Below are 23,941 nucleotides of genomic sequence, written 5' to 3'. Positions count from 1 at the left end.
GGGCTGGAGTGATCCAGCCCGCCCGGCTCCTGTCATCGAGCCACGTTCAGTGCATCCAGCCCGCCCGGCGTTTGAGGACGAGGCCCCTTCAGGGCCGAAGCGGGGGCCTGGGGGCGGCAGCCCCCAGTAGGTGCGGCAACCTCAGACGAGGTTCACCGCCCGCGCGGACGTCGCGCCGATCTCCTCCGCGACCTCCGCCAGCACCCCCGCGGGCACGGTGTCGTCGACCGTCAGGACGGCCAGCGCCTCGCCGCCGACCGCCGCACGGGCGACCTGCATGCCGGCGATGTTGATGCCCGCCTCGCCGAAGACCCGGCCCACGGTGCCGACGACACCCGGACGGTCCTCGTACTTGAGGACGACCATGTGGTCGGCGAGCGCGAGGTCGACGTCGTACTCGCCGACCGCGACGATCTTCTGGAGGTGCTTCGGACCGGCCAGCGTGCCGGAGACCGACACCTCCTCGCCGTCCGTGAGCGTGCCGCGCACGGTGACGACGTTACGGTGGTCGGCCGACTCGGAGCTGGTGGTCAGCCGCACCTCGACGCCGCGCTCCTGCGCGAACAGCGGGGCGTTGACGTAGCTGACGGTCTCGTCGACGACGTCCTCGAAGACACCCTTGAGAGCCGACAGCTCCAGCACCTTCACGTCGTGTTGGGTGATCTCGCCGTACACCTCGACGTCGAGGCGGACCGCGACCTCACCGGCGAGCGCGGTGAAGATCCGGCCGAGGCGCTCGGCGAGGGGCAGACCGGGCTTGACGTCCTCGGCGATGACACCGCCCTGGACGTTCACCGCGTCCGGCACCAGCTCGCCCGCGAGGGCCAGCCGCACCGAACGCGCGACCGCGATACCGGCCTTCTCCTGGGCCTCGTCGGTCGAGGCGCCGAGGTGCGGGGTGGCCACGACCTGGTCGAACTCGAAGAGCGGGGAGTCCGTGCAGGGCTCCTTCGCGTACACGTCGAGGCCGGCGCCGGCGACGCGGCCCTCCTTCAGCGCCGAGTACAGCGCCTCCTCGTCGACGATCCCGCCGCGCGCGGCGTTGACGATGCGCACGGTCGGCTTGACCTTGCGCAGCGCCTCGTCGCCGATCAGACCGACCGTCTCGGGGGTCTTGGGCAGGTGGACGGTGATGAAGTCGGCGACCTCGAGCAGCTCGTCCAGCGAGAGGACCTTCACGCCCATCTGCGCGGCACGGGCGGGCTGGATGTAGGGGTCGTACGCGACGACCTTCATGCCGAAGCCGGACATGCGCTGCGCGACGAGCGCGCCGATGCGGCCGAGGCCGACGACACCGAGGGTCTTCTCGGCCAGCTCGACACCCGTGTACTTGCTGCGCTTCCACTCGCCGTTCTTCAGCGCGGCGTTGGCCTGCGGAATGTGGCGGGCGGTGGCGAGCAGCAGACCGCAGGCCAGTTCGGCGGCGGTCACGATGTTGGAGGTCGGCGCGTTGACGACCATCACGCCGGCCTTGGTGGCGGAAGGCACGTCGACGTTGTCCAGGCCGACGCCGGCTCGTGCGACGACCTTCAGTTTCTTCGCGGCGGCGATCGCCTCGGCGTCCACCTTGGTGGCCGAGCGGATCAGGATCGCGTCGACGTCGGCGATGGCCGGCAGCAGTTCGGCTCGATCCGCTCCGTTGACGTGCCGGATCTCGAAGTCCGGGCCAAGCGCGTCCACGGTCGCGGGCGACAGCTCTTCAGCGATGAGTACGACAGGTTTCGAGCTCACGTGAGTCCTCACAAGTCATGGGGGCACCTCCCATGCCCTCCAGGCTATGGGGGAGCGTGCGGACGGCCGTCCCGACGGCCGCAGGCGGAGGAGGGGCTAGCCGCGTGGAAGACGCACGACGCTGTGGGCCTGACGCGTATGTAGTGCAGCAGTGTAGTGCCGCGACGGCGGTCGCCTCACGCCTCCGCGGAAGGATCACCCGTCCGTGGTGGACGGAATGGACAACGGGGCCGGAGCGATCCGCTCCGGCCCCCGCCCCGAGGCCTTACGCCTCTTCGTTCACCCAGCTCATCAGCTTGCGCAGCTGCTTGCCGGTGGTCTCCAGCAGGTGCTCGGAGTCCGCGTCCTTGTACTCGTTGTACTTCTTCAGACCGCCGTGGTACTCGTCCATCCAGTTCTGGGCGAAGGTGCCGTCCTGGATCTCGGCGAGGACCTGCTTCATCTCGGCCTTGGTGGCGTCCGTGATGATGCGCGGGCCGGTGATGTAGTCGCCCCACTCGGCGGTCTCGGAGACGCTCCAGCGCATCTTCTCCAGGCCGCCCTCGTACATGAGGTCCACGATCAGCTTCAGCTCGTGCAGGCACTCGAAGTAGGCGATCTCCGGCTGGTAGCCGGCCTCGACCAGGGTCTCGAAGCCCGCCTTGACCAGCGCGGAGGTGCCACCGCAGAGGACGGCCTGCTCACCGAACAGGTCGGTCTCGGTCTCCTCGGTGAAGGTCGTCTTGATGACGCCGGCGCGGGTGCCGCCGATGCCCTTGGCGTACGACAGGGCCAGCGCGAAGGCGTTGCCGGTCGCGTCCTGCTCGACGGCGGCGATCGCGGGGACGCCGCGGCCCTCCTCGTACTGGCGGCGCACCAGGTGACCCGGGCCCTTCGGGGCGACCAGGGCGACGTCGACGCCGGCCGGGGCCTTGATGAAGCCGAAGCGCACGTTGAAGCCGTGGGCGAAGAACAGCGCGTCGCCGTCCTTCAGGTTGTCCTTGATGGACTCCTCGTAGACCTGGGCCTGGATCGGGTCCGGGATAAGGATCATGATGACGTCGGCCTCGGCGGCGGCCTCGGCCGGGGTCACCACGCGCAGGCCCTGCTCCTCGGCCTTGGCCTTGGACTTGGAGCCCTCGTGCAGACCGACCCGGACGTCGACACCGGAGTCACGGAGCGACAGGGCGTGGGCGTGGCCCTGGCTGCCGTATCCGATGACCGCGACCTTGCGGCCCTGGATGATGGACAGGTCGGCGTCGGCGTCGTAGAACAGCTCGGCCACTTTGGGTTCTCTCCTTGAGTGCAGGTGTTGCGTCCCACCGTATGACGGCGAGCGGAAGGGAAGTTTCGGGGTCTCGGCATACGGGCGGTCGACGATCACCGGCCGCCCGGATCCGTTCGTACGAAGACCGGTTACGTACTTACGCCGACCGGTCGAGAGCGCGAAGCGACCGGTCCGTGATCGAACGGGCGCCGCGGCCGATGGCGATCGTGCCGGACTGGACCAGCTCCTTGATGCCGTACGGTTCCAGCATCTTGAGCATGGCGGACAGCTTGTCGTTGCTGCCGGTGGCCTCGATGGTCACGGCCTCCGGGGAGACGTCGACGGTCTTGGCGCGGAACAACTGGACGATCTCGACGATCTGCGAGCGCGTCTCGTTGTCGGCGCGCACCTTCACCAGAACGAGTTCGCGGTGAACCGCCTGTCCCGGCTCCAGCTCGACGATCTTCAGCACCTCGACGAGCTTGTTGAGCTGCTTGGTGACCTGCTCCAGCGGCAGGGCGTCGACGCTCACCACGATCGTGATCCGGGAGATGTCGGCGTGCTCGGTGACGCCGACGGCGAGCGAGTCGATGTTGAAGCCCCGACGGGAGAACAGGGCGGCGATCCGGGCCAGGATGCCCGGCTTGTTCTCCACCAGGACGGAGAGCGTGTGCTTGGACATGTCTTCTTACGTCTCTCTCGCTCAGTCGTCTTCGTTGTCGCCGAAGTCGGGGCGGACGTCCCGGGCGGCCAGGATCTCGTCGTTGGAGGTGCCGGCGGCGACCATCGGCCACACCATCGCGTCCTCGTGGACGATGAAGTCGACGACGACGGGACGGTCGTTGATGGAGTTCGCCTCCTCGATGACCTTGTCGAGGTCGTCCGGGGACTCACAGCGGATCGCGTAGCAGCCCATGGCCTCCGACAGCTTCACGAAGTCGGGGACGCGAGTGCCGCGGGCGTCGGGATTGACGTCACTGGGGCCGCTGTGCAGCACGGTGTTGGAGTACCGCTGGTTGTAGAACAGGGTCTGCCACTGGCGGACCATCCCCAGGGCGCCGTTGTTGATGATGGCGATCTTGATCGGGATGTTGTTCAGGGCGCAGGTGGTGAGTTCCTGGTTGGTCATCTGGAAGCAGCCGTCGCCGTCGATCGCCCAGACCGTGCGGTCCGGGGCGCCGGCCTTGGCGCCCATCGCGGCCGGGACCGCGTAGCCCATGGTGCCCGCGCCGCCGGAGTTCAGCCAGGTGGCGGGCTTCTCGTACTGGATGAAGTGGGCGGCCCACATCTGGTGCTGGCCGACGCCCGCGGCGAAGATCGTGCCCTCGGGGGCGAGCTGCCCGACGCGCTCGATGACCTGCTGCGGGGAGAGCGAACCGTCGGCGGGCTGGTCGTAGCCGAGCGGGTACGTGTCGCGCCAGCGGCTCAGGTCCTTCCACCAGGCGGTGTAGTCGCCCCGCTGGCCCTCGCTGTGCTCCTTCTGGACCGCCTGGACCAGATCGGCGATGACCTCGCGGGCGTCCCCGACGATCGGCACGTCGGCGGCGCGGTTCTTGCCGATCTCCGCCGGGTCGATGTCCGCGTGGACGATCTTGGCGTACGGCGCGAAGCTGTCGAGCTTGCCGGTGACCCGGTCGTCGAAGCGGGCGCCGAGGGCGACGATCAGGTCGGCCTTCTGGAGACCGGTGACGGCAGCCACCGAGCCGTGCATGCCCGGCATGCCGAGGTGCTGCGGGTGGCTGTCGGGGAACGCGCCCAGCGCCATCAGGGTGGTGGTGACGGGCGCGCCGGTCAGCTCGGCGAGGACCTTCAGCTCGGCGGTCGCGCCGGCCTTCAGGACGCCGCCGCCGACGTACAGGATCGGCCGCTTGGCGGCGGTGATCAGCTTGGCGGCCTCGCGGATCTGCTTGGCGTGCGGCTTGGTCACCGGGCGGTAGCCGGGCAGGTCCATGGTGGGCGGCCAGGAGAACGTGGTCCTCGCCTGGAGGATGTCCTTGGGAATGTCGACCAGGACCGGGCCGGGGCGGCCGGTGGAGGCGATGTGGAAGGCCTGCGCGATCACCTGGGGGATGTCCTCGGCCTTGGTGACCAGGAAGCTGTGCTTGGTGATCGGCATGGTGATGCCGACGATGTCCGCCTCCTGGAAGGCGTCCGTGCCGATCGCCTTGGACGCGACCTGCCCGGTGATCGCCACGAGCGGCACCGAGTCCATGTGCGCGTCGGCGATCGGGGTCACCAGATTGGTGGCGCCGGGTCCCGAGGTGGCCATGCAGACGCCGACCCTGCCGGTGGCCTGCGCGTAGCCGGTGGCGGCGTGGCCGGCCCCCTGCTCATGGCGGACCAGGACGTGCCGCACCCTCACCGAGTCCATCAGCGGGTCATAGGCGGGCAGGATCGTGCCGCCGGGAATGCCGAATACCGTGTCGGCGCCGACCTCCTCGAGAGAACGGATGAGGGACTGCGCACCCGTCACGTGCTCGACGGTCGCGGAGTGCTGTCCTCCGGATCGGGGCCGCGGCTGCGGATGGGCCCCGGTGGCCTGCTCGGTCATCGGCATTCTCTTCTCGATGCTGAGGGTTTTACTGAGGGTCTTGCAGGGTCTTTCAGAGCTGCGGCACGAGGGCCGCGGCGGGTTTTGTGCAACAAAAAACCCCTCGTGCCAAAAGGCAAGCGAGGGGAGCGCGCCGGGTGTGGGTCGCTGGGAGTTCCGGGTCCGTCCGGAGCGTCACCAGCTTCAGCCGACGCGCTTTCCAAGTACGAGAATTCGGGTGCGCATGGCATTGACCCTCCCCCCGGCGCGCACCGACTGTCAAGTGGGTGGGACGGGCGTCTCATTATGTGAGCGAAGGGCACTTCCGCTCCCCAGGACGGCCGTGACTCCGCCGGCGACACCACCGGCATGGACACCACTGGTGTACACCCCCGCGCCACCGCCCGCGAACGCGGGCTCGGCCGGCCCGTGCGGCACCGGATAGCGGCCGGTCGCCAGGGCTCGGCGCAGCCGGTACTCGTCGAGCGGCCCGGAGAACGCCATCCCCTGGCCATGCGTACAGCCCATCGCGCGCAGGGCGACCACCTGCTCGGGCAGATCCACGCCCTCGGCGACGGACTGGAGCCCCAGGTCGGTGGCGATCCGCAGCAGCCCGCTGGTGATCTTGTGCAGCCGCGCGGACTCGACGACCCCCTCGACCAGCGAGCGGTCCAGCCTGAGTACGTCGACGGGGAGTCTCCGCAGCGCCGTGAGGGCCGCGTAGCCGCTGCCGAAGCCGTCGAGGGCGATCCGCACCCCGAGGCGCCGCAGCGCCCCCAGGCGGCGCTCCAGCTCGTCCAGCGGCACCCTCGGGTCGGTGTCGGACAGCTCCACCACCAGGGACCCCGACGGCAGCCCGTGCCGGGTCAGCAGCGCCTCCACGGAGCCCAGCGGCAACGACCGGTCCAGCAGCCGTCGGGCACCCATCCGCACGACCACCGGCAGGGTGAGCCCGCTCGCGGCCCGGTCGGCGGCCTGCTCGACGGCCTCCTCCAGCACCCAGCGCCCCAGCTCGGCCGTCTTGTCGCTGTCCTCCGCGACCCGCAGGAACTCGGCGGGCGTGAAGAGCACCCCCTGCGAGGAGCGCCAGCGGGCCTGCGCGGCGACCGACGAGATCCGGCCGTCCTCCAGGCGCACCACGGGCTGGTGCAGCAGCGCGAACTCGCCGTCGTGCAGCGCGGCACGCAGCCGCGTGGCCAGCTCCGCCTTGCGTACGACGTCCTGCTGCATCTGCGGCTTGTACAACTCGACCCGGCCCTTGCCGCCCGCCTTGGCGCGGTACATGGCGAGGTCGGCGTTGCGCAGCAGCTCACCGGCGCCCAGACCGGCTTCGGCGAAGGCGACGCCGATGGAGGCGGCGACACGGACCTCGTTGCCGTCGATGAGGTACGGCTGCGACAGCGTGAGCCGGAGACGGTCGGCGAGTTCCACTATGTGGCGTTCCCGGGCGGCGCGGTCGCGGGTGCCGTCGCCGACGATGAGGGCCGCGAACTCGTCGCCGCCCAGTCGGGAGGCGGTGTCTCCCTTGCGGACCGCGTCCTGGAGCCTGCGGGCGGCCTGGACCAGCAGGGCGTCACCGGCCGCGTGGCCGATCGTGTCGTTGACGGCCTTGAAACCGTCGAGGTCGATGAAGAGGACCGCCGTGTTGCGCAGGGCGGGGCCCCGGTCGGAACTGCGGCGGCCGGACAGGGCCTGCTGGACGCGCCGGGTGAACAGCGCGCGGTTGGGCAGGTCGGTGAGCGGGTCGTGTTCGGCGTTGTGCTGGAGCTGCGCCTGGAGCCGCACCCGCTCCGTCACGTCCCGGCTGTTGAAGATCAGGCCGCCGTGATGGCGGTTGACGGTCGACTCGACATTGAGCCAGCCGCCGTCGCCGGAGCGGAAGCGGCACTCGATGCGCGTGGTGGGTTCCTCCAGGGGAACGGCGGCGAGGAAGCGGCGCACCTCGTGCACCACGCAGCCCAGGTCCTCGGGGTGGATGAGGTCGGCCAGTTCGGAACCCACCAGGTCCTCGGCCGGCCGGCCGTAGACCCCGGCTGCGGCCGGGGAGACGTAGCGCAGGACGCCACTGGGCGCGGCGATCATGATGACGTCGCTGGAGCCCTGCACCAGGGAGCGGAAGTGGTTCTCCTTCTGCGCCAGTTCCTGGGTGAGGGTGATGTTGTCGAGCAGCATGATCCCCTGGCGCACCACGAGGGCGAGCACGACCGTGCCGCCGGTCAGCAGCACCACGCGGTCGACGCTGCGGCCGTTGAGGACGTTGTAGAGGATGCCCAGGGTGCAGACGGCGGCGGCGAGATAGGGCGTGAGGGCGGCCAGGGAGCCGGTGATGGGCCGGGTGACCGGAAACCTGCTGTGATCACCTCCCTGCGGAGGCGTCTGGTCGGAGCGCTGGGCGGACGTCTGCGCGGCTGCCTGAGCGGAGGTCTGGGCGGACGCGGCGGCCGCCGTGCGCGACGGCCCCTGGGGGCGGCGCCCTGTGGGGCGCGGACCGGGTACGTGTTCGTGCACCAGACGCGTGTGCCCCTCATCCGCGGCCGACCGTTGCTGGCGGGAGGCGGCCCAGGGCGCGTACGCCAGGAGCAGCGAGCCCGCGAACCAGCCCGCGTCGAGGAGCTGGCCCGAGCGGTAGTTGTTGTGCAGCAGCGGCGAGGTGAACAGGGCGTCGCACATGACGGTCAGCGCGAGCGCGCCGACGGCCGTGTTGACCGCCGTGCGGTTCACCGCCGTGCGCCGGAAGTGCAGCACCAGCACCATGCTCACCAGGGCGATGTCGAGCAGCGGGTACGCGAGCGACAGCGCGGCGTGCGCCACGCTCGGTCCGTCGAACTTCGCCGCCTGGGCGAGCGCGAGGCTCCAGGAGAGGGTGAGCAGTGAGCCGGCGATCAGCCAGGCGTCCAGGGCCAGGCAGACCCAGCCCGCCTTCGTCATGGGCCGGGCGGCGAGCACGAGCAGGCCCACGATGGCAGGGGGCGCGAAGCACAGGAAGAACAGGTCGGCGAAGCTGGGGCTGGGCACGGGCCGCCCCAGGACCACCTCGTACCAGCCCCAGACCAGGTTGCCGAGGGCGGCCATCGCCGAGGAGATCGAGAACAGCAGCCAGGCGGGTCGAAAACGGACGCCGCGGCTGCGCGCGTAGAGGAAGCAGGAGACGGTGGCGGTGCCCGCCGCCGCGGTCAGCCCGAAGTCGCCCATGATCAGTGCGAGTCGGTCGGAGCCCCAGCCGAGCGCGGAACCGACGGCGTATCCCGCGCACAGGAGGGCGAGCAGCATCTGGGGGACCAGGTTGGTCCCGGAGCAGCCGGTGGACGGCGGCGCGGTACGCGGTGTCCCCGTCGGGCGCTGCGTCCGCAGCGCTCCGTCGAGGAGGGGCGTGGAGGTCGGCGGCGGACTCACCGGGTCCTCCCGGTCCGCGTCACTCCCGGATCCCTCGGGTCCCGGACCGCCGGTGGCGCGTGCTTCCCGTAGCCACCGCACCGGAGGCGGTGATGGCCGGAGTGAGTGCCGTGACCGTGTCGGCGCGTGGTGGAGCGCCAGGGTCGCCGCCGGCGGTTCCGCCGCGTCGGATCGTTCGTCCATAGGCCGTGCATCGCCCGTCGCCCCCCTCGCAAGTCTGAAATGTCCATCCCTGACGCCGAACGTGCGCGGCGTAGCCCCTGTCGGGACGATACACCAGACTCGTCACTCAGGGACATAGTTCCTCTACGCTGCGTGACGATCATCGGCATATGCGCCCGAAAGAGGTACGGACCGCGTCCGGAGGACTGCGGAGGGTGCCCGAGCCGGACTACAGGAGCGCCCTGGCCGTCACGATCCGTTCGCCGTGCCCGTAGTGAGGATCACGTTGCGCAGTGGCTCCCGGTTCACGAAGCGGCCCAACTGGTCCACCAGCAGGCGCACGGCGCGGGGCAGGAAGGCGGAGGTGGGCCCGCCGACGTGCGGGCTGACGAGGACGCCCGGCGCGCTCCACAGCGGGTGGCCCGGGGGCAGGGGCTCGGGGTCGGTGACGTCCAGCGCCGCGGTGAGGCGCCCGCTCTCCACCTCGGTGAGCAGGGCCTTGGTGTCGACGACCCCGCCGCGGGCCACGTTCACGAGCAGCGCGCCGTCCTTCATCCGGGCCAGGAACTCGGCGTCGACCAGGCCGAGGGTGCTGTCGTTCAGGGGCGTGCACAGGATGACGACGTCCGCTTCGGGGAGCAGGGCGGGAAGTTCGGCGATCGGATGCACGGGGCCGCGCGCCGTCGTGCGCCAGGAGCGCGCGACGCGCGCCACCCGCGCCACCTCGAAGGGCACGAGCCGGTCCTCGATCGCGGAGCCGATGGAGCCGTACCCGACGATGAGCACGTTCTTGTCGGCGAGCGCGGGCCGGAACCCGCTGAGCCACTCCCCCCGGTCCTGGGCCCGGACGAAGTCGGGGATCCCGCGCAGCGACGCGAGGACCAGGGTGAGCGTGAGCTCGGCCGTGCTCGCCTCGTGCACCCCCCGCGCGTTGCACAGCCATACGCCGGGACGCAGCGAGGCGAGGGCAGGCGTCACGTGGTCGATGCCGGCGGACAGGGTCTGGACGACCTCCAGTGAGGTCATCTCGGGCAGCGGCCGCTGCCCGAGACCCGCGGGCTTCATGTAGGGGACGACGTAGAAGACGCAGTCGCCCGGGTCCGCCGGAAAGTCCTCCTCACCGTTCCAGAAGCGGTAGTTCGGCCCCTCCGGGAGGCCCTCGATCTCTTCCGGGGGGATGGGAAGCCAGACGTCAGCGCTCATGGCCAGGAGGCTATGTCAGGTACGCGCGCGTGCAGAGGTTAGGTTGGAGGCTCGGGAGAGGGAGGGTCACGAGCAGGTGGAGCGCAGGACGATCGGCGCGGGGGCGCTCGAGGTGGGTGCCGTCGGTCTCGGGTGCATGCCGATGAGCTGGGCGTACAGCGGGTCGCGGCAGCGGGGCGACGAGTCGCTCCGGGCGGTGCACCGGGCGCTGGACGCGGGGTCGTCCCTGCTGGACACCGCCGACATGTACGGCCCGTTCACCAACGAGCTGCTGGTGGGGCGGGCGTTGAAGGAGCGGCGCGAGGACGCGTTCGTGTCGACGAAGGTCGGTCTGCTCGTCGGTGAGCAGCACATCGTGGCCAACGGCAGGCCGGGTTATGTGAAGCGGGCCTGCGACGCCTCGCTCCGACGCCTCCAGACGGACGTCATCGATCTCTACCAACTGCACCGGGCCGATCCCGAGGTCCCGGTCGAGGAGACCTGGGGCGCGATGGCCGAGCTCGTCCGGGCGGGCAAGGTGCGGGCGCTGGGGCTGTGCGCGGTGGGTGCCCGAGGTGGTCGCCGCTCCGGTGGACTGTACGACGGAACGATTCGCCAGTTGCGGCGCGTCCAGCAGGTCTTCCCGGTGAGCGCCGTGGAGGCGGAGCTGTCGGTGTGGTCGCCCGAGGCGCTGGAGACCCTGCTGCCCTGGTGCGAGGCGCGTGGCGTGGGCTTCCTGGCTGCGATGCCGCTCGGCAACGGCTTCCTCACCGGCACACTCACTCCCGGCCAGGGCTTCGAACCGGACGACATGCGCGCCCGGCACCCCCGTTTCACCGGCGAGATGATGGCCGCGAACCAGCCGATCGTCGTCGGTCTGCGCCGGGTCGCCGCCCGGCACGGCGAGGCCGTGACCGCCGCGCAGGTGGCGCTGGCCTGGGTGCTGGCACAGGGCCGGCACGTGATCCCGGTCCCGGGCGCCAAGCGGGAACGCTGGGTGACGGAGAACGCGGCGGCGGCCGGCCTGCGTCTGACGCCGCAGGATCTGGCGGACGTGGCGGAGCTGCCCGGGGCACAGGGATCGTGGGAGTAGTCCCGCTTTCGGGTCGCGATGGCCCGGATCGGGAACCCGTGAGGCGTGAACGGCGTAGGACAGATGAAGCCCGCCGCAGAATCCGCCGTGTCGAAGGGACCATGATCGTGCAACGTCGAGCTGTTTCAGCCGTGTTGGCCGCGAGTGCTCTGCTGGTGACGGGCGGCTGCTCCTCCGACTCCGGGGGGTCCTCCGGCGCCTCGGCCAGTGCGGCCCCGAGCAGTACGGCGGCCCCGGTCTCGCCGTCCGCGGAGGAGACCCCGCCCGCGAAGGGCACGGTCAAGGTGGTGCGCACGGTCGCCGAGGGCCTGAACACGCCCTGGGGCCTCGTGCCCCTCCCCGAGGGCGGCCTCCTGGTCGCCTCCCGCGACGAGGGCACGATCACCCGGGTGGACACGGAGACGGGCAAGAAGACCGAGCTGGGCGAGGTGCCGGGGGTCTCGGCGGCCGGCGAGGGCGGCCTGCTGGGTCTCGCCCTCTCCCCCGACTACGCGTCGGACCACATGGTCTACGCCTACTTCACCTCGGCCTCGGACAACCGCATCGTCCGGATGATCTACGACCCCGCGCGGCCCGCCGGCGACCGGCTGGGGGCGCCCGACACGGTCTTCAAGGGCATACCCAAGGGCATGATCCACAACGGTGGCCGGATCGCCTTCGGTCCCGACCGGCTGCTCTACGTCGGCACCGGCGAGAGCGGCGACCGGGGCCTGGCCCAGGACCAGAAGTCCCTCGGCGGCAAGATCCTCCGGCTGACCCCGGAGGGCGAGCCGGCCGCCGGCAACCCGTTCCCGGACTCCGCGGTGTACTCGTACGGACACCGCAACGTGCAGGGGCTCGCCTGGGATTCCAAGCAGCGCCTGTTCGCCGCGGAGTTCGGCCAGGACACCTGGGACGAACTGAACGCGATCGCGCCGGGCGCCGACTACGGCTGGCCGACGGCCGAGGGCAGGTCCGAGGACACGAAGTTCCGGAACCCGGCGGCCCAGTGGCACACCGCCGACGCTTCGCCCAGCGGTATCGCCTACGCCGAGGGCTCGATCTGGATGGCGGGACTGAGGGGGCAGCGCCTGTGGCGCGTCCCGCTGAAGGGCACGGCGACCTCGGCGGACCCGCAGGCCTTCCTCCAGGGCGACTACGGCCGGCTGCGCACGGTGGTGTCGGCGGGCGGCGACAAGCTCTGGGTCACGACCAGCAACACGGACGGCCGGGGCGACCCGAAGGAGGGGGACGACCGGATCCTGGAGCTGCAGGTGAGCTGAGCGACGTCACCCGTCCTCGGCCGCAGGGTCGGAGGGCGCAGGGTCGGAGGGCCGCACCACGACCTTCCCGGACGACAGGTCTATCGGCCCGTGCCCGGGATCGCCGTCGCCGACGTCCTCCCGGGTCAGTTCCAGCCGGTTCTGCTCGTCCCGGGTGTGCTTGCGGCCCGGCGCGAAGAGGTCCTCGAATGCGTTGAACATCGTTCTCCCATGCCGAGCCGGATCACGGTCGGTGGCCTGTACGGCTCCTCCGGGGTGGCCTGCCCCATTATCGCGCGATCAGCCGTTCTTCGGCCCCCGGCGGGAACAGCCCCAGCCGGTGGGCCACCGCCGCCGCCTCGCCGCGGCCCGACACCTCGAGCTTGGACAGGATGTTCGAGACATGGACACTCGCCGTCTTCGGGGAGATGAAGAGCACCTCGGCGATCTGCCGGTTGGTGCGGCCGGCCGAGACCAGGCGCAGCACATCGCGCTCCCGGCTGGTCAGGCCCAGCGTCGCCAGCGGGTCGGTGGGGTCGGCCGGGGTGTCCGGCGGGCCCGAGGCGGAGGTCAGGGACAGGCGGGCACGTCGGCCGAGCAGGGTGACGGCTTCGGTGAGGGGGCGGGCGCCGAGGTGCGCGGCGACCGCGTGCACGAGGCGCAGCAGCTCCGCGGCCCGGTCGCGTTCGTCGTCGCCGCCGACGGAGAGCAGGGCCTCGGCCAGACGGTGCCGGGTGCGGGCGAGGTCGTAGGGCCGTTCCAGGCACTCGAAGGCGGCGACCACCTCGGACCAGTCCTCCGGGTCGGTCCGGCCCTCGGCGCGCAGGAGCTCTGCGCGGACCCAGCGTTCGTGGGCCTGCCAGACGGGGGCGATGGTGGCGAGCCGCCGGGCGGCTGCCCGGATGCGGTCGAGGTGGCCGGCGCGGCCCGCGTCGGCGGCGGGGGTCGCGCGGGCGTCGCCCTCGGCAGAGGCCGCGGCGAGCAGCAGGGGCCAGGCGTAGCGCTGGGTGCCGGGCCGGAAGTCCCGTTCGAGCGCGCCCGCGAAGGGGACGCGGGCCTCCAGCGGGCGGCCCTGGGCCGCGGCGAGTCCGATGGCGAGGCGGGTCAGGGGCAGGTGGTTCTGCGGGGCGTGTTCATGGGAGCCGAAGAAACCCTGCGCCGCGGCCAGTTGGCGCTCGGCCTGGGCCAGGTCGCCGCGGGTGAGGGCGAGTTCGGCGAGGAGGCCGGCGTGGAAGCCTCGGACCGCCACGCCCTGGCCCACCCTTCCGGCGGCGGCGCAGGCCCGGTCGGCCTCGTCCCAGCGGCCCAGGGAGAGGAGGGACTCGGCGAGGTTGCCCCACACCCACGCTTCGGAGTCGGGCGGTCCGTGCCGCTTGGCGAAGGCGAGGCCCTCCTCCAGGATCGGCACGGCCTCCCGGGAACGGCCGATCCCCTCCAGTTCGGAGGGGAGATTGACGTAGGCGTTCAGCGCGACGGAGGGGGTGTCCTCGGCGAGCGCCCGTTCTCTGACCTCGTGCAGCTCCGCGAGGCCGGCCTCGATGTGGCCGGCGTCGACCATGAGAACGCCGAGGACCTGACGGGCGTCGAGCTCGGTCTCGCGGGCGCCGACCAGCCGGGCGTACTCCACGGCCCGCTCGGCGGCTCCATAGGCCTCGGGCCCTGGGACGTGCACCAAGGACCAGCAGGCGATGTGGGTGAGCAGCTCGGCGTGCACCTCGTTGGGCGGCAGACCGCGCAACAGGTCCTCGGCCCTGGCCAGTTCCTCGCGGCCGCCGCCCCGGCCCAGGGAGTGCGTCAGCCGGGAGCGCTGCACCCAGAACCAGGCGGAGCGCAGGGGGTCGTCCTCGTCGTCCAGCAGGCGCAGCGCCCGCTTGGTGATCTTCAGGGCGCGTTCGCGTTCCCCGCAGTAGCGGCCGGCGACGGCGGCCTCGGCCATCAGGTCGAGGTAGCGCAGCGGTGTGGTGGCCGGATCGCAGCCGCACGGGGGATAGGCCTCCGTGTAGTCGACGGGTCGCAGGGCGGCCCGAATGTCCTCGGGGACCGTCTCCCACAGTTCCATCGCCCGTTCCAGAAGCCGCAGTTGCTCGCTGTAGGCGCGTCGGCAGCGGGCCTCGACGGAGGCGCTCAGAACGGCGGGGAGCGCCTTGGCCGGATCGTGGGCGTGGTACCAGTAGCTGGCCAGTCGCATGACGCGTTCGTCGGCGGGGACCAGGGTCGGGTCGGCCTGCAGGGCCTCGGCGTAGCGGCGGTTGAGGCGGGCGCGTTCGCCGGGGAGCAGATCGTCGCTCACGGCCTCGCGGACCAGGGAGTGGCGGAACCGGTAGCCGTCGCCGTCGGGGGTGGTGAGCAGGATATTGGCGCCGACGGCGGCGCGCAGTGCCTCGATGAGGTCGTCCTCGGCGAGCCGGGCGACGGCGTCGAGCAGCCGGTACTCGACGGTGGAGCCGCCCTCGGCGATGATCCGGGCGACTTTCTGGGCGCTCTCGGGCAGCGCCTCGACGCGGACGAGCAGCAGGTCGCGCAGGGTGTCGGTGAGGCCGGTGCAGCAGCCTTCGTGTGCCGCCACGGCGAGTTCCTCGACGAAGAAGGCGTTGCCGTCGGAGCGTTCGAAGATGTCGTCGACCTGGGCGGAGTCGGGTTCGGCGGCGAGGATCCCGGCGACCTGACGGCAGACCTCGTCACGGGTGAAGCGGGCGAGTTCGAGGCGCTGGACGGTGCGCAGCCGGTCGAGTTCGGCGAGCAGGGGGCGCAGCGGGTGGCGGCGGTGGATGTCGTCGGCGCGGTAGGTGGCGAGGACGACGAGGCGGCCGGTGCGCAGGGTGCGCAGCAGATAGGACAGCAGGTGGCGGGTGGAGGCGTCGGCCCAGTGCAGGTCCTCCAGGGCGACCACGACCGTGCGCTCGGTGGCGACGTGTTCCAGGAGGCGGGCGGTGAGTTCGAAGAGGCGGGCCATGCCCTCCTCGTGGTGGCGTCGTCCGGGGGCCGTCTCCCGCAGTTCGGGCAGCAGCCGGGCGAGTTCCTCCTCCTGGCCGGCCGCGGCGGCGGCCAGTTCGTCCGGCAGGGCCCGGCGCAGGGCGCGCAGCGCGGTGGAGAACGGGGCGAACGGCAGTCCGTCGGCGCCGATCTCGACACAGCCGCCGAGCGCGACGACGGCGCCCCCGCGGTGGGCGGCCGCGACGAACTCCTCGACGAGTCTGGTCTTGCCGACCCCGGCCTCACCGCCGATGAGCAGCGCCTGAGGCTCTCCCGCGGCGGCGCGGGAGAGCGCGTCGTTCAGGGTGTGCAACTCGTCGGCTCGGCCGACGAAGACGGGGCTGACGGACCGGGTCTCCACGAGGGCGAGCATCGCACGCGGGTGGGAGGACGGCCCAACGGATATCGCCGGGGCCCCGGCGGAAGGGCGGCCGACCCCCGTGCGGCCGCCCTCCCCCGCCCCCGCGTTCACGCCGGCCGGGCGAACCGGAGCCGATCGAGGAGATGGGTATGCGACTCGCTCCCGGCGCCGCCGTCCGCCCGCTCGGCGGCGTGATCGGCGGCCTCGCGGCGGGCGGCGCGACGACCGCGGACCACCTCGCGGGCCAGTCGCTCGTGCTCGGCCCGGCGGCGCAGTTCGGCGGAACGGGCCTGCTGAAGCTCGTACTCGTACATGGTGTGTCCCCTGAGAGGTCGGTCGTTGCGGCTTCGCTTGTTGCGATGCCTCAACCTTCGTCTCCCAGGGGGGTCCGCCACATCGGGAGAGTTCCGCATCTTCGGCGGCGGACGGCGCCTTAGACGCGACTGAGGGGCCTTAGGAACGTCCGTGAATGGCTCACGGTCGTCTAAGACCCCTCGTGACCTGCGGGTACTCAGCTCGCGGACGGAAGTCCGAGCAGGGCGTCGGTGTACTTGAGCACGGCCAGCAGCAGGCCGATGACGCCGAGCGCGACGCCGGCCCAGGAGACGGACTTGATCCAGGGGGCCTGCGGCCGGCCGGGAGCGCCGAAGGCGGGCCGGGCCAGGACGACCACACCGATGATCAGCGCGGTCAGCGCGAACAGACCGGCCCACAGCGCGGTGGTCTGCCAGGCATCGCCGTAGACCTCCTTGATCTGGGTGGCCACACTCGCGCTCGACGAGGTCTGGAGCTGGCCGACCAGCGTCTCGCGGGCGGCGGCGACGGTGCCGATCCAGCCGCCGGTGAGCGACACGAGGCCGAGCGCGGCGGAGACCACTGCGCCGGCGCCCTGGCCGACCCCGGTGGAGCCCTCCGGCTTGTCGGCGCCCTCCTCGGCGAGGACCTCGTCACCGTCCTCGGTGTCGTCGGCGGTGGCGTCCTCGACGGCCTCCGCCTCGGTCGCTTCGTCCGGCGCCTCGGTCTTCGTGACGTCCACCTTCTCCTCGTCGCGCTTCGCCTCGGTGCCGGATTCCGTGCCGGCCTCGTCCACAGTCTTGGTTCCCATACCTCGCACCGTACGGACGCTCTCTGAGAGGTCCCTTAATGATCGTTGTGAGCGCCGCGCGCGCGTGCGTCGCGCCACTCCTGGGCGAGCACGGACCACACCTCGAGGTCGTGCCGCACCCCACGATAGGGGTACGACTGCCGGCGGACGCCGTCGCGGGTCATTCCCAGCCGCCGGGCGACGTCCAGGCTGGGGGTGTTGCCCGCGGAGGCGATCCATTCGACCCGCTGGATCCCGCGCCGCTCCACCGCGAAGTCGATCAGCACCCGCATGGCCCGGGTGACCAGACCGCGCCCGGTACCGGCGGGTTCCAGCCAGCAGCCGACCTCGCAGTTCGCGTCCTCGGCGTCGAAGTTCAGGAAGAGCACACCGCCCACGAGCGTGCCGTCCAGCCACAGGCCGTGCAGCGAGCCGGTGTCGGCGGCGCGCATGTCGGCGTACCTCTGCAGGGCCTCCCGGGCGGTGGCCACGTCGGTGGCCTTCGAGCCGAACGGGACGTACTGGTTGATGAACTCCCGGCCGCGCTCCAGATGCGCCAGGAACTCCTCGGCGTGCCAGGGCTCCAGCGGGCGCAGTTCGGCCCCGTCGTCACCCAGCGATATCGCGTACATCCGGCCGCCGCTCCTTCTCCAGTGCCTCCACTACCTCGGTGAGCCTCTCATGGGCGGCCCGGCACTCGGGCGGCTCGATGCTGATCCGCGGCAGGTGCCGGTCGAGCCGGCGCGGCAGCCACCAGTTGGCGCTGCCGAGCAGGTGCATGAGGGCGGGCACCAGCAGCGTCCGCAGGACGAAGGCGTCCAGGGCGACGGCGGCGGCGAGGGCGATGCCGAACATGGCGATCACCCGGTCGCCGCTGAGTACGAAGGCGAGGAAGACCGAGATCATGATGACCGCGGCGGAGTTGATCACCCGGCTGGTCTCCGCGAGGCCGATCCGGACGGCGCGCCGGTTGTCGCCGGTCTCCAGCCACTCCTCGTACATCCGGCTGACCAGGAAGACCTGGTAGTCCATGGAGAGGCCGAACAGCACCGACACCATGATCACCGGAAGGAAGGGCTCGATGGGCCCCGCGCGGCCGAGTCCCAGCGCATCGCTGCCCCAGCCCCACTGGAACACGGCCACGACGATCCCGAAGGCGGCGGCGACGGCGGCCACGTTCATCACGGCGGCCTTGAGCGGTATCCCGACGGACCTGAACGCGAGCAGGAGCAGCAGACAGCCCAGGCCGATGACGACGCCGACGAACAGCGGGAGCTTGCCGACGATGACGTCCGCGAAGTCGTCGTAGCCGGCCGTCACCCCGCCGATGTGCACGTCCAGGGAGGTGCCGGCCTCGGCGCGGGGCAGCACCTCGGTGCGCAGCCGGTCGACGAGGTCGCTGGTGCGCCGCGACTGCGGGGCGGACTCGGGGACGACGGTGAGGTACGCGGTGCGGCCGCCGGAGCCGAAGGTCACCGGTGTCACCGAGGCCACGCCCTCGGTGGTGCGCAGGACGGTGTCGAGGTTGTCGAGAGCGAGCCGGTCCTCGGCGCCTCCGACGCGGGTCACCAGGGTCAGCGGGCCGTTGACACCGGCGCCGAAACCCTCGGCGAGGAGGTCGTAGGCCTGCCGGGTGGTGGCCGATTCGGGGGCGTTGCCCTGGTCGGAGGTGCCCAGGCGGAGGGAGAAGGTGGGCACGGCGAGGACGGCGACGACGACGAGGGCGAACGCGCCGAGCAACTTGGGCCGGCGCTCCACGAACGCCGACCAGCGGGCGGCGAGCCCGGTCGGCAGCTCCGGCTGGGGTCCGTGCTCGGCGAGCCGGCGGCGTTCGCGGCGGCTGAGGGCGCGCATGCCGATCAAGGACAGCAGGGCGGGCAGCAGCGTCACGGAGGCGGCGACCGTCAGGGCTACGGTCAGGGAGGCGGCGATCGCCACCCCGTTGAGGAAGCTCAGCCGCAGGATCAGCATGCCGAGCAGGGCTATGCACACCGTGACGCCCGCGAAGACGACCGCGCGTCCGGTGGTGGCGACGGCGCTCGCGGCGGCCTCGGGGACCGTGAGCCCCCGCTTCAGTCCGCGCCGGTGCCTGGTCACGATGAACAGCGCGTAGTCGATGCCGACGCCCAGCCCGACGAGCAGGCCGAGCATGGGCGCGAAGTCGGCGACGGTCATGGCGTGTCCGAGCAGCACGATGCCCGCGTACGCGGTGCCCACGCCGACCAGGGCGGTGGCGATGGGCAGGGCGGAGGCGGCGAGCGAACCGAAGGCGAGGAACAGCACGACCGCGGCGACGACCACGCCCACGACCTCGGCGAGATGCCCGCCGGAGGACTCGGTGAGGCCGATCGAGGAGCCGCCCAGCTCGACCTGGAGGCCGTCGGTCCCGGCGGCTTCCGCGGCGTCGACGACGGCCCGCGCCTCGGCCTCGTCGACGTCCTCGGCGCGGTCCTCGAAGGTGACGGTGGCGTACGCGGTGTGCCCGTCCTCGCTGATCCGCGCCGTGCCCTGGTCGTCGTAGGGGCCGGCGACGGAGGCCACGCCGGGCAGGTCGGCGATCTTCTCCAGCGCGCGGTTCATGCTCTGTTCGACGTCGGCGGCGCGGACGGAGCCCGAGGCGGTGTGCCAGACGACGGTGTCGCTGTCGCCGCCGAGGTCCGGGAAACCCTCCGTGAGCAGCCGGGTGGCGCGGTCGGACTCGGTGCCGGGGACCTCGTAATCGTTGGAGTACGCGGAGCCGACGACGAGCGCGGCGGTCGCGGTGCCGCCGAGAGCCAGGAGCCAGATCAGCACCGCCATGAGGCGGTTGCGAACACACCAGCGTGCGAGGGCTGCCACTTGACGTGCTCCCGGAGGGTGAATTGTGGATCTTTGACCGGGAACAGTCGCGCCTGACCTGAACAGCCCGCAAAGAACGTATGAGCGATGTGGGGTCACTCTTACAGGCGAATTTGATCGTTTGCCGCGTTCGTGGGGCTTTTCACAGGAGTGGGAGCCAGATCACAGGACAATAACGGCCGCGGTGTCAGGCCTCGCCGGGCAGACGTCCGTCCGGCACATGTCCGAAGGGCACGTGTCCGTCCGGCACATGTCCGAAGGGCACGTGTCCGTCCGGCACATGTCCGAAGGGCACGTGTCCGTCCGGCACATGTCCGTCAGACACATGTCAGTGCGGCACGTATCAGTGCGGCACGTGTCAGTCGGCCTGGTCGCCGATCGCCATCACCATCACCCCGGCGATCAGCAGCCACAGCGCGCGCCGGGTACGGCCGCGGGAGCCCAGGAGGGCGGCGAGGGCACAGACGGCGGCGCCGAGGGCATAGGCCGCCGGGACGAAGGCGGGGGCGGAGCCGGTGAGGCGCAGGAGGGACGCGGCGAGTCCGGCGAGGGTGAGCAGCGCTCCGGTGCCGATCGCCGTCCAGCGGGCCCGCCGGGCGTCCTGGGGGCCGTGTCCCTCGTCCGTGTCGTCCGTGTCGTCCGGTTCGGCCGCGTCCGCGGCTCCGGTCGCTCCGGTCGCTCCGGCCTGCGGGCCGTCGTGTATGTCGTCCTGCGTGTCGGAGTCGGTTCGTGCCCTCATGGCGGGCGAGCGTAGCGCGTCGAGCTGAGAAGAGAGACGCCCGGGGGGCATGCGCCGGTGCGGCGCACGCCCCCCGGGCGCGAGGAGACCGGCGGGCTCAGCCCTCGCTGACGCCCAGCTTCTCCAGGATCAGCTCCTTGACGCGGGCCGCGTCGGCCTGTCCGCGCGTGGCCTTCATCACGGCGCCGACCAGGGCACCGGCCGCGGCCACCTTGCCACCGCGGATCTTGTCGGCGATGCCCGGGTTGCCGGCGATGGCCTCCTCGACGGCGGTGGTGAGCGCGCCCTCGTCGGAGACGACCTTCAGACCGCGCTTCTCGACGACCTCGTCCGGTGCACCCTCGCCCGCGAGGACGCCCTCGATGACCTGACGGGCCAGCTTGTCGTTCAGATCGCCCTTGCTCACCAGCTCGGTGACCCGGGCGACCTGCTCCGGCGTGATCGCCAGCTCGTCGAGCGGAACGCCCGACTCGTTGGCGCTGCGCGCCAGTTCGCCCATCCACCACTTACGCGCGGAGGCCGCGTCGGCGCCGGCGTCGATGGAGGCGATGATCAGGTCCAGCGCGCCGGCGTTGAGGATCGACTGCATGTCGGCGGCGGAGATGCCCCACTCGGCGAGCAGCCGGTTGCGGCGGGCCAGCGGCAGCTCCGGCAGACCGCCCCGGATCTCCTCGACCCACTCACGGGACGGCGCGATCGGCACCAGGTCGGGCTCCGGGAAGTACCGGTAGTCCTCGGCCTCCTCCTTCACGCGGCCCGAGGTCGTCGACCCGGTGTCCTCGTGGAAGTGGCGGGTCTCCTGGATGATCGTGCCGCCGGCGTTGAGCACGGCGGCGTGCCGCTGGATCTCGAAGCGGGCCGCGCGCTCCACGGACCGCAGCGAGTTCACGTTCTTCGTCTCGGACCGGGTGCCGAACTTCTCCCGGCCGTGCGGGCGCAGCGACAGGTTGACGTCGCAGCGCATCTGGCCCTGCTCCATGCGGGCCTCGGAGACACCGAGCGCCTTGATGAGCTCGCGCAGCTCACGGACGTACGCCCGCGCGACCTCGGGAGCGCGCTCGCCCGCTCCCTCGATCGGCTTGGTGACGATCTCGATGAGCGGGATGCCGGCGCGGTTGTAGTCCAGCAGGGAGTGGGACGCGCCGTGGATACGGCCGGTGGCGCCGCCGACGTGCAGCGACTTGCCGGTGTCCTCCTCCATGTGGGCGCGCTCGATCTGCACCCGGAAGGTCTCGCCGTCCTCCAGCTGTACGTCGAGGTAGCCGTCGAAGGCGATCGGCTCGTCGTACTGGGAGGTCTGGAAGTTCTTCGGCATGTCCGGATAGAAGTAGTTCTTCCGGGCGAAGCGGCACCACTCGGCGATCTCGCAGTTCAGCGCGAGACCGATCTTGATCGCGGACTCGATGCCGATCGCGTTGACGACCGGCAGCGCGCCGGGCATGCCGAGGCAGGTGGGGCACGTCTGCGAGTTGGGCTCGGCGCCCAGCTCGGTCGAGCACCCGCAGAACATCTTCGTCTTGGTGCCGAGTTCGACATGGACCTCGAGGCCCATGACGGGGTCGTACGACGCCAGCGCGTCCTCGTACGACACCAGGTCGGTCGTGGTGGTCACGGTGAAACTTCCCTCTCAGCCCAGCAGGACGTCGTCGTCGCCCAGCCGCTTCAGCTCGCGGTAGAGGATGGCGAGGCCGGTGACGATGGCGACGGCGGACACGGTGGCGTCGATCAGGACCAGGGTGTCCTTCTCGGCGCGGGCCTTCTTCAGCCGCTTGGCGACGCCGAACGCGCCGAACGCGGTCCCGGCGATGGACAGGTACGTACCGGACTTGGACTTCTTGAAGCCCTTGGCCTTGTTCAGTGCGCTCACAGCGACGGAGCCTCCTCGAGAAGCGGGTGACCCCACCTTTCCACGAAGGCGGCCTCGACGGCGGCGCCGACCTTGTACAGCCGGTCGTCCTTCAGGGCCGGGGCGATGATCTGCAGACCGACCGGGAGGTTGTCCTCCGGGGCGAGGCCGCAGGGCAGCGACATGGCCGAGTTGCCCGCGAGGTTGGTCGGGATGGTGCACAGGTCGGCCAGGTACATCGCCATCGGGTCGTCGGCACGCTCACCGATCGCGAAGGCGGTGGTCGGCGTCGTGGGCGACACGATCACGTCGACCTGCTCGAAGGCCTTCTCGAAGTCCCGCGTGATGAGCGTGCGGACCTTCTGTGCCGAGCCGTAGTACGCGTCGTAGTAGCCGGAGCTCAGGGCGTACGTGCCGAGCATGATGCGGCGCTTGACCTCGGGGCCGAAGCCCGCCTCACGGGTGAGGGAGGTGACCTCCTCCGCCGAGTGGCTGCCGTCGTCGCCGGTCCGCAGGCCGTAGCGCAGGCCGTCGAAGCGGGCGAGGTTGGACGAGCACTCGGACGGCGCGATCAGGTAGTACGCCGACAGGGCGAGGTCGAAGGACGGGCAGTCCAGCTCGACGATCTCGGCGCCCAGCTCCTTCAGCAGCGCGACCGACTCGTCGAACCGCTGGATGACGCCGGCCTGGTAGCCCTCGCCGCGGAACTGCTTCACGACACCGACGCGCATGCCGTCGACGCTGCCGTTGCGGGCGGCCTCGACGACCGGCGGGACGGGCGCGTCGATGGACGTGGAGTCCAGCGGGTCGTGTCCGGCGATGACCTCGTGCAGCAGCGCCGCGTCCAGGACCGTACGGGCGCAGGGGCCGCCCTGGTCGAGGGAGGACGAGAAGGCGACCATGCCGTACCGCGAGACCGCGCCGTACGTCGGCTTCACGCCGACCGTGCCGGTGACGGAGGCCGGCTGGCGGATGGAGCCGCCGGTGTCGGTGCCGATGGCCAGGGGCGCCTGGAAGGAGGCGAGCGCGGCGGAGGAACCGCCGCCGGAGCCGCCGGGGATCTTGGTGAGGTCCCAGGGGTTGCCGGTCGGCCCGTAGGCGCTGTTCTCGGTGCTCGACCCCATGGCGAACTCGTCCATGTTGGTCTTGCCGAGGATGACGACGTCGGCGGCCTTGAGCCGCTTGGTGAGCGTCGCGTCGTACGGCGGGATCCAGCCCTCGAGGATCTTCGAACCGACGGTCGTCGGGATGCCCTCGGTGGTGAAGATGTCCTTGAGCGCGAGCGGGACGCCGGCCAGCGGGCCGAGCTTCTCGCCCCGCTCCCGCTTCTCGTCGACGGCGCGGGCCTGGGCCAGCGCGCCCGCACGGTCGACGTGCAGGAAGGCGTGGACCTTCTCGTCGACGGCCTCGATGCGCGCCAGGTGCGCCTCGGTGACCTGGACGGCCGTGAGCTCGCCGGAGGCGATCTTCGCGGCGGTCTCGGCGGCCGTGAGCTTGATGATGTTGACGTTGTCCGTCATGG

Annotated in this window: 18 protein-coding genes and 1 pseudogene; 2 read left to right on the top strand and 17 right to left on the bottom strand. The window is 71.3% G+C overall.

Features of this window, described 5'->3' with window-relative positions; genetic code table 11:
• Nucleotides 1-141: 141 nt before the first annotated feature.
• From serA to ACFVYS_RS39885, 6 genes are all read right to left on the bottom strand, one after another.
• Nucleotides 142-1,731, bottom strand: coding sequence for a phosphoglycerate dehydrogenase (serA, locus tag ACFVYS_RS39910; protein WP_389510263.1), 1,590 nt, complete (start codon nucleotides 1,729-1,731; stop codon nucleotides 142-144).
• A gap of 265 nt (nucleotides 1,732-1,996) precedes the next feature.
• Nucleotides 1,997-2,995: a ketol-acid reductoisomerase gene (gene ilvC / locus ACFVYS_RS39905; protein WP_054239796.1), complete on the bottom strand. Its 999-nt coding sequence runs from the start codon at nucleotides 2,993-2,995 to the stop codon at nucleotides 1,997-1,999.
• 139 nt (nucleotides 2,996-3,134) lie between these two features.
• Entirely contained in the window at nucleotides 3,135-3,659 is a 525-nt protein-coding gene (ilvN, locus tag ACFVYS_RS39900; RefSeq protein ID WP_020131429.1) for an acetolactate synthase small subunit, read from the bottom strand.
• Between the two features lie 21 nt (nucleotides 3,660-3,680).
• Complete coding sequence (locus tag ACFVYS_RS39895) at nucleotides 3,681-5,528, bottom strand: acetolactate synthase large subunit (RefSeq protein WP_389510260.1); 1,848 nt, start codon at nucleotides 5,526-5,528, stop codon at nucleotides 3,681-3,683.
• A 258-nt stretch (nucleotides 5,529-5,786) separates the two neighbouring features.
• The gene (locus ACFVYS_RS39890) at nucleotides 5,787-8,900 is read right to left on the bottom strand and encodes a putative bifunctional diguanylate cyclase/phosphodiesterase (RefSeq protein WP_389510258.1); all 3,114 of its coding nucleotides are present in this window, start codon (nucleotides 8,898-8,900) and stop codon (nucleotides 5,787-5,789) included.
• 411 nt (nucleotides 8,901-9,311) lie between these two features.
• Nucleotides 9,312-10,265, bottom strand: a complete 954-nt coding sequence (locus ACFVYS_RS39885; RefSeq protein WP_389510256.1) for a 2-hydroxyacid dehydrogenase — start codon at nucleotides 10,263-10,265, stop codon at nucleotides 9,312-9,314.
• Between the two features lie 76 nt (nucleotides 10,266-10,341).
• On the opposite strand from ACFVYS_RS39885, the gene ACFVYS_RS39880 reads away from it, so the two are divergent.
• Nucleotides 10,342-11,337, top strand: coding sequence for an aldo/keto reductase (locus tag ACFVYS_RS39880; protein WP_389510254.1), 996 nt, complete (start codon nucleotides 10,342-10,344; stop codon nucleotides 11,335-11,337).
• 101 nt (nucleotides 11,338-11,438) lie between these two features.
• Nucleotides 11,439-12,599: a PQQ-dependent sugar dehydrogenase gene (locus tag ACFVYS_RS39875; protein WP_389510252.1), complete on the top strand. Its 1,161-nt coding sequence runs from the start codon at nucleotides 11,439-11,441 to the stop codon at nucleotides 12,597-12,599.
• A 6-nt stretch (nucleotides 12,600-12,605) separates the two neighbouring features.
• Here the strand turns inward: ACFVYS_RS39875 and ACFVYS_RS39870 are convergent, their stop codons facing one another.
• From ACFVYS_RS39870 to gatA, 11 genes and pseudogenes are all read right to left on the bottom strand, one after another.
• Complete coding sequence (locus ACFVYS_RS39870) at nucleotides 12,606-12,800, bottom strand: DUF6191 domain-containing protein (protein WP_389510251.1); 195 nt, start codon at nucleotides 12,798-12,800, stop codon at nucleotides 12,606-12,608.
• 67 nt (nucleotides 12,801-12,867) lie between these two features.
• A complete protein-coding gene (locus ACFVYS_RS39865; RefSeq protein WP_389510250.1) occupies nucleotides 12,868-15,924 on the bottom strand; it encodes an AAA family ATPase in 3,057 nt (1,018 codons plus the stop codon).
• A gap of 95 nt (nucleotides 15,925-16,019) precedes the next feature.
• A complete protein-coding gene (locus ACFVYS_RS39860; RefSeq protein WP_389510248.1) occupies nucleotides 16,020-16,226 on the bottom strand; it encodes a hypothetical protein in 207 nt (68 codons plus the stop codon).
• A gap of 197 nt (nucleotides 16,227-16,423) precedes the next feature.
• Nucleotides 16,424-17,017 (bottom strand): hypothetical protein, encoded by a 594-nt coding sequence (locus ACFVYS_RS39855; protein ID WP_389510246.1) that lies wholly within the window; start codon nucleotides 17,015-17,017, stop codon nucleotides 16,424-16,426.
• A 35-nt stretch (nucleotides 17,018-17,052) separates the two neighbouring features.
• Nucleotides 17,053-17,628 (bottom strand): GNAT family N-acetyltransferase, encoded by a 576-nt coding sequence (locus ACFVYS_RS39850; RefSeq protein ID WP_020131419.1) that lies wholly within the window; start codon nucleotides 17,626-17,628, stop codon nucleotides 17,053-17,055.
• Nucleotides 17,606-19,834 (bottom strand): MMPL family transporter, encoded by a 2,229-nt coding sequence (locus tag ACFVYS_RS39845; RefSeq protein WP_389510244.1) that lies wholly within the window; start codon nucleotides 19,832-19,834, stop codon nucleotides 17,606-17,608. Before ACFVYS_RS39845 ends, ACFVYS_RS39850 begins: the two co-directional genes overlap by 23 nt.
• 162 nt (nucleotides 19,835-19,996) lie before the next feature.
• A pseudogene (locus tag ACFVYS_RS39840) lies at nucleotides 19,997-20,182 on the bottom strand (Cys-every-fifth RiPP peptide CefA); the annotation flags it as partial.
• A 10-nt stretch (nucleotides 20,183-20,192) separates the two neighbouring features.
• The gene (locus tag ACFVYS_RS39835) at nucleotides 20,193-20,573 is read right to left on the bottom strand and encodes a hypothetical protein (protein ID WP_389510243.1); all 381 of its coding nucleotides are present in this window, start codon (nucleotides 20,571-20,573) and stop codon (nucleotides 20,193-20,195) included.
• A 97-nt stretch (nucleotides 20,574-20,670) separates the two neighbouring features.
• On the bottom strand, nucleotides 20,671-22,185 hold the full coding sequence (gene gatB, locus ACFVYS_RS39830; protein ID WP_389510241.1) for an Asp-tRNA(Asn)/Glu-tRNA(Gln) amidotransferase subunit GatB: 1,515 nt from the start codon (nucleotides 22,183-22,185) through the stop codon (nucleotides 20,671-20,673).
• A 15-nt stretch (nucleotides 22,186-22,200) separates the two neighbouring features.
• Nucleotides 22,201-22,440 (bottom strand): hypothetical protein, encoded by a 240-nt coding sequence (locus tag ACFVYS_RS39825; protein WP_020131415.1) that lies wholly within the window; start codon nucleotides 22,438-22,440, stop codon nucleotides 22,201-22,203.
• Nucleotides 22,437-23,939, bottom strand: coding sequence for an Asp-tRNA(Asn)/Glu-tRNA(Gln) amidotransferase subunit GatA (gene gatA / locus ACFVYS_RS39820; protein ID WP_389510239.1), 1,503 nt, complete (start codon nucleotides 23,937-23,939; stop codon nucleotides 22,437-22,439). Before gatA ends, ACFVYS_RS39825 begins: the two co-directional genes overlap by 4 nt.
• Between the last annotated feature and the right edge of the window lie 2 nt (nucleotides 23,940-23,941).

Source organism: Streptomyces sp. NPDC058295 (assembly GCF_042880655.1).
Lineage (GTDB): Bacteria > Actinomycetota > Actinomycetes > Streptomycetales > Streptomycetaceae > Streptomyces > Streptomyces coriariae.
The sequence above is the reverse complement of the archived record's forward strand: the minus strand, read 5'-3'. Positions and strand labels throughout refer to the sequence as shown.

Excerpts from the sequence above, each read along its gene's own strand:
- gatA (WP_389510239.1), bottom strand. The coding sequence starts at position 23,939 with ATGACGGACAACGTCAACATCATCAAGCTCACGGCCGCCGAGACCGCC.
- ACFVYS_RS39895 (WP_389510260.1), bottom strand. The coding sequence starts at position 5,528 with ATGACCGAGCAGGCCACCGGGGCCCATCCGCAGCCGCGGCCCCGATCC.
- ilvN (WP_020131429.1), bottom strand. The coding sequence starts at position 3,659 with ATGTCCAAGCACACGCTCTCCGTCCTGGTGGAGAACAAGCCGGGCATC.
- ACFVYS_RS39865 (WP_389510250.1), bottom strand. The coding sequence starts at position 15,924 with ATGCTCGCCCTCGTGGAGACCCGGTCCGTCAGCCCCGTCTTCGTCGGC.
- ACFVYS_RS39885 (WP_389510256.1), bottom strand. The coding sequence starts at position 10,265 with ATGAGCGCTGACGTCTGGCTTCCCATCCCCCCGGAAGAGATCGAGGGC.
- ACFVYS_RS39860 (WP_389510248.1), bottom strand. The coding sequence starts at position 16,226 with ATGTACGAGTACGAGCTTCAGCAGGCCCGTTCCGCCGAACTGCGCCGC.
- ACFVYS_RS39855 (WP_389510246.1), bottom strand. The coding sequence starts at position 17,017 with ATGGGAACCAAGACTGTGGACGAGGCCGGCACGGAATCCGGCACCGAG.
- ACFVYS_RS39850 (WP_020131419.1), bottom strand. The coding sequence starts at position 17,628 with ATGTACGCGATATCGCTGGGTGACGACGGGGCCGAACTGCGCCCGCTG.
- ACFVYS_RS39875 (WP_389510252.1), top strand. The coding sequence starts at position 11,439 with ATGATCGTGCAACGTCGAGCTGTTTCAGCCGTGTTGGCCGCGAGTGCT.
- ACFVYS_RS39870 (WP_389510251.1), bottom strand. The coding sequence starts at position 12,800 with ATGTTCAACGCATTCGAGGACCTCTTCGCGCCGGGCCGCAAGCACACC.
- ACFVYS_RS39835 (WP_389510243.1), bottom strand. The coding sequence starts at position 20,573 with ATGAGGGCACGAACCGACTCCGACACGCAGGACGACATACACGACGGC.